Below are 4,178 nucleotides of genomic sequence, written 5' to 3' on the forward strand. Positions count from 1 at the left end.
GAAAGGCGTTTCCTTCAGGATCGCCGTCAACTCGGGGGAAAGCTCGGAGGCCTTGAGGTGCCGGCGGCCGTAGGTCGGGTCGCCGACAATGGGGTGCCCCAGCTCGGCCAATTGCACGCGCAGTTGGTGGGTTCGGCCGGTCTCGGGCTTCAATTCGAGCAAGGCTATGGCCGGCCAGCGCTTCAGGACACGATACCGCGTCACCGCGGGGCGCAGTTTGCGGCCATGCGAGGCGATTCTCTTCCGGTCCCGCTCGCTGCGCCCGAGCGGCACATCGATCTTTCCGCTGGCGTCGCGAGGGCTGCCCCAGACGAAGGCCAGATAGGTCTTCGCGACCCGTCGCGACTGGAACTGTGCCGAAAGCCCCTGATGAGCACGGTCGTTCTTCGCGACGACGAGCAATCCCGAGGTCCCCTTGTCCAGGCGATGCACGATGCCGGGTCGTGCGACGCCGCCGATCCCCGACAGATCCCGGCAGTGGTGCAGCAGGGCGTTGACCAAGGTCCCTTCCTTCACGCCGGCCCCCAAATGGACGACCAGCTCGGCGGGCTTGTCCAGGACCAGGAGGTCGGCGTCCTCGTAGAGGATGTTCAGGGGAATGTCCTGTGGGACCAAGACCGGGACTTCCGGGGGCGGGATCGTCAGGGCCACCCGCTCGCCACCGCGCAGCGCATGCGAGGGCTTGACCGCCCTTCCCGCGACCGTGACCTTTCCGGCTTCGATCAGGTGCTTGAGCTGGGAACGGCTGATGCCTGGGCACTCCGCCGCCAGGTAGCGGTCCAGCCGCTGTCCGGCCCGCTCCGCGGCCACCACGAAGGACTTGGATTGCGATTCCGTCACGGCCCAGGTTTAACGCTTTTGCGGGGCGCCCGCAATTTCAATCCTTCAATTCCAGATTCCAGTAGCTGAAGTCCACCACGTTGAGGAAAGGCTTCCACTGGTGGTAGGGAACTCCCTTGCCGAGAAAATCGCTCAAGGGCCCCCAATGCGGTTTGACGGGCCGCTTCAAGAGGCGCATCCCCGCCTCTTCGGGGAGATGACCGCCCTTGCGGCGGTTGCAGTCGATGCAGCTGCAGACGACGTTGTCCCAGGTCGTCTTGCCGCCACGCGAACGGGGAATCACGTGGTCGAGGTTGAGTTCGAACTTGGGAAAGGAATGCCCGCAATACTGGCAGGTGTTACGGTCGCGCAGGTAGATATTGTAGCGCGAGAAGCGGACATTCTTCTTCGGCAGACGGTCGTAGCTGCTGAGCAGCAAGACCCGCGGGACGCGGATCAGGCGGTCGACCAGGCCGATGCTCTCGTGGTGGCGCTCGACGCTTAAGTCGAGCCAGGTCTCGAAGTCGAAAGTTTTGTATTGTTCGTCGACGACCTTGGCGATGCCCTGATAAAGCATCACCAGCGCCCGGCGCACCGAGGTGACGTGCACCGGAAAGTAGGAGTGGTTGAGCACCAAGACGTTGCTGGAAAGCATCCAGGCCCCTTTGCGTAATGGCTCATCGCGTCAGTCCCAGGAGCAAAATCCGGCCATTTCCTCATAAATTGACGAGAAAGGCGAATTTGTCAATCGACACTTCGGTTAGGGCTGGAGGGTGCCGGTCAATTCTCGAAGGGAAGCGATGCCGCTTGCGACGAGGTAGGCCTCGAGCTCGTCCAGGATCCGGCTGCAGGCGTCGGGGGCCATGAAGGTCGCGGTGCCCACCTGCACGGCCGCCGCGCCCGCGATGAAGAATTCGAGGGCGTCGTTGGCGTTGACGATCCCGCCGATGCCGACGATGGGGATCTTCACCTCCGGATAGGTCTGGGCGACCATGCGCACCGCGATCGGACGGATGGCGGGACCGGAGAGGCCGCCGACCCGGTTGGCGATCATGGGCCGCCGCGTCTTGGTGTTGATCGCCATCGCGGTGATGGTGTTGATCATCGAGAGCGAGTCGGCCCCCGCGGCTTCGACGTTTTTGGCGATCTCGACGATGGAGGTCACATTGGGCGAGAGCTTGACCATCAGGTGGCGACGGAAGGCGCGGCGCACGGCCTCGGTGACCTTGGCGGCCATCTTCGGGTCGTTGCCGAACTCCATCCCTCCCGCCTTCACGTTGGGGCAGGAAATGTTTAACTCGACGGCCTGCACCGAGGTGGCGTCGAGCATCCGGGCGATCTCGACGTACTCGTCCAAGGTGTTGCCGAAGATGTTGGCGATCACCACCACGCCCCGCTTTTCCAAAAAGGGCAGCTTGTCGCGGATGAAGGCCTCGATGCCGACGTTCTGCAGGCCGATCGCGTTGATCATCCCGGAGGGCGTCTCGACGATGCGGGGCATGGGATTGCCCTCGCGGGGCTTGAGGCTCAGTCCCTTGGTGCTGACCGCGCCGAGCTTCTCGACCGGAAAATAGTCGTTGAGCTCCTCCCCGTAGCCGAAGGTGCCGGAGGCGGCGATCATCGGGTTCTTCAGGCTTAAATTTCCCAGTTGGACGGACAGATCGACCATATCAAAACTTCAGGCATTCTCCGGCAAAGACCGGCCCCTCGATGCAGGCGCGGCGATAGCGCCCGGCTTGATCCTTCACCACGCAGCCCAGACAGACGCCGGTGCCGCAGCCCATGGTCTCCTCGACGGAGAGCTCGCAGGGGACGCCGCGCGGGAGGGCCCAAGACTGCACCGCGTGCAAGAGGCCCAGGGGGCCGCAGGACCAGACGACGGCGGGGGAGCTTTCGGCGTAGACCTTGGCGAGGAGCTCGGTCACCCGCCCCCGCTCGCCTTGCGAGCCGTCCTCGGTGGTAATGTGTAACTTTACCTCTAGTTCATTAAGCTCTTGTAAATAAAGCAAATCATGCGCACGCCTAGCCCCGTAGAAAAGGTGGAGCACCCGGCCCTGGGCCTTCAGCCGTTTCGCCTGCTGCAGGAAGGGCGCGATGCCGTAACCGCCGGCGACGCCGACGCGGTCGCCTTCCGCCGCCACGTCCTCGAAGCCCCGGCCCAACGGGCCCAGCAGACGCAGCGACTGTCCGGTCGCGACCTTGGAGAGGGCCTCGGTGCCCCGCCCCACCACCTTATACAGGATCTCGGTGGTGCCGCCGAGCTGGCGGGCGAAGCTGAAGGGGCGGCGCAAGAGGACGCCGTCTTGGCGAGGGACCTCGAGCATGCCGAACTGGCCCGGAACGAAGGACTCCCAGCCGGTCTCCAAACCGATCCGGAAATATCCCTCCTGCAGGGCTACGTGATAGGCGACTTGGCAAAGCTTGTCTTTCACTCCAAGACCTTCTTCATGATGATGGCGTCCTCCTGGTTGTCGCTGTAGTAGCGACGCCGGACACCGGCCTTCTCGAAGCCGAACTTCTCGTACAAACGCTGGGCCGCCTCGTTGGAGCGGCGCACGTCCAAGTAGATGAAACGCGCCTCGTTTTGGTGGGCGAAGCGGATCATCTCTTGCATCAGCCCCTCCCCCACGCCGCAACGCTTGAAATCGGGGTGCACGGCGACGCTGATCAGCTCCATCTCGTCGTGCACCAGCCAAAAATCGATGTAGCCGATGACCTTGCGCCGGTACGTCGCGACGCGGAGATGAGCCGCCTTAATTTTCAGCTCTTGGGCGAGGATCTCCCGGCTGTAGGGCTGCTCGAAGCTGCGGCGCTCAATGTCCAGCACCGCGTCGAGATCGCTGCGGGTCATGGGTCGGAGCTGAAATCGGAATCTCTTTGGCATAGTCGAGCAGCCGCCGCCTCAAGGCGTCGACGCCCTCCCCTGTTTTGGCCGAGACGAAACTCCACGTCAAAGGAATTTCACGGCCCGGCACCTGGAATTGCGCCTCCAAGCCGCGCCGGCGGGCCTCGCGCTCGGCCTGGTTGAGCCTATCGCACTTGGTGAGCAGCAGGTGCGTCGAGACGCCCCGCTCGTGCAGGGCGTCGATCAGGCCGAACTCCTCGGACTCCGGCTCCCGCTTGCTGTCAAGGAGCAGGAAGGCCAGGGCCGTGTCCGGGACTCGGTCGAAAAAGCCCGCCATCAGCTCCTTCCAGGCGTCCCGCTCCTCGCGGCCGCGTAGGGCGAAGCCGTAGCCGGGGACGTCGACCAGGCAGAGCCTGGGTCCCCAGCGGTAAAAATTGACCGAGCGGGTCTTGCCGGGCGCCTTGCTGACCCGGGCCAAAGGCTTCTTGAAGACGGCGTTTAACAGGGAGGATTT

6 protein-coding genes are annotated in these 4,178 nt (G+C 63.8%); all 6 read right to left on the bottom strand.

The annotated features are described in order from the left end of the window. On the bottom strand, positions 1-840 hold an 840-nt coding region (locus tag FBR05_14900; protein MDL1873467.1), incomplete at its 3' end, for an RluA family pseudouridine synthase. 37 nt (positions 841-877) lie between these two features. Continuing rightward, positions 878-1,474, bottom strand: a complete 597-nt coding sequence (locus FBR05_14905; protein ID MDL1873468.1) for an HNH endonuclease — start codon at positions 1,472-1,474, stop codon at positions 878-880. Between the two features lie 105 nt (positions 1,475-1,579). Continuing rightward, positions 1,580-2,488: a dihydroorotate dehydrogenase gene (locus FBR05_14910; protein ID MDL1873469.1), complete on the bottom strand. Its 909-nt coding sequence runs from the start codon at positions 2,486-2,488 to the stop codon at positions 1,580-1,582. A gap of 1 nt (position 2,489) precedes the next feature. Then, complete coding sequence (locus tag FBR05_14915) at positions 2,490-3,251, bottom strand: dihydroorotate dehydrogenase electron transfer subunit (GenBank protein MDL1873470.1); 762 nt, start codon at positions 3,249-3,251, stop codon at positions 2,490-2,492. Beyond that, entirely contained in the window at positions 3,248-3,703 is a 456-nt protein-coding gene (gene rimI, locus FBR05_14920; protein ID MDL1873471.1) for a ribosomal-protein-alanine N-acetyltransferase, read from the bottom strand. Before rimI ends, FBR05_14915 begins: the two co-directional genes overlap by 4 nt. After that, positions 3,633-4,178 (bottom strand): hypothetical protein (locus tag FBR05_14925; protein MDL1873472.1); only part of this gene is annotated, 546 nt, incomplete at its 5' end. The genes rimI and FBR05_14925, both read right to left, overlap by 71 nt.

The sequence above is a fragment of the Deltaproteobacteria bacterium PRO3 genome (assembly GCA_030263375.1).
Classification (GTDB): Bacteria; UBA10199; UBA10199; order DSSB01; family DSSB01; genus DSSB01.

Excerpts from the sequence above, each read along its gene's own strand:
- FBR05_14905 (MDL1873468.1), bottom strand. The coding sequence starts at position 1,474 with ATGCTTTCCAGCAACGTCTTGGTGCTCAACCACTCCTACTTTCCGGTG.
- FBR05_14910 (MDL1873469.1), bottom strand. The coding sequence starts at position 2,488 with ATGGTCGATCTGTCCGTCCAACTGGGAAATTTAAGCCTGAAGAACCCG.
- rimI (MDL1873471.1), bottom strand. The coding sequence starts at position 3,703 with ATGCCAAAGAGATTCCGATTTCAGCTCCGACCCATGACCCGCAGCGAT.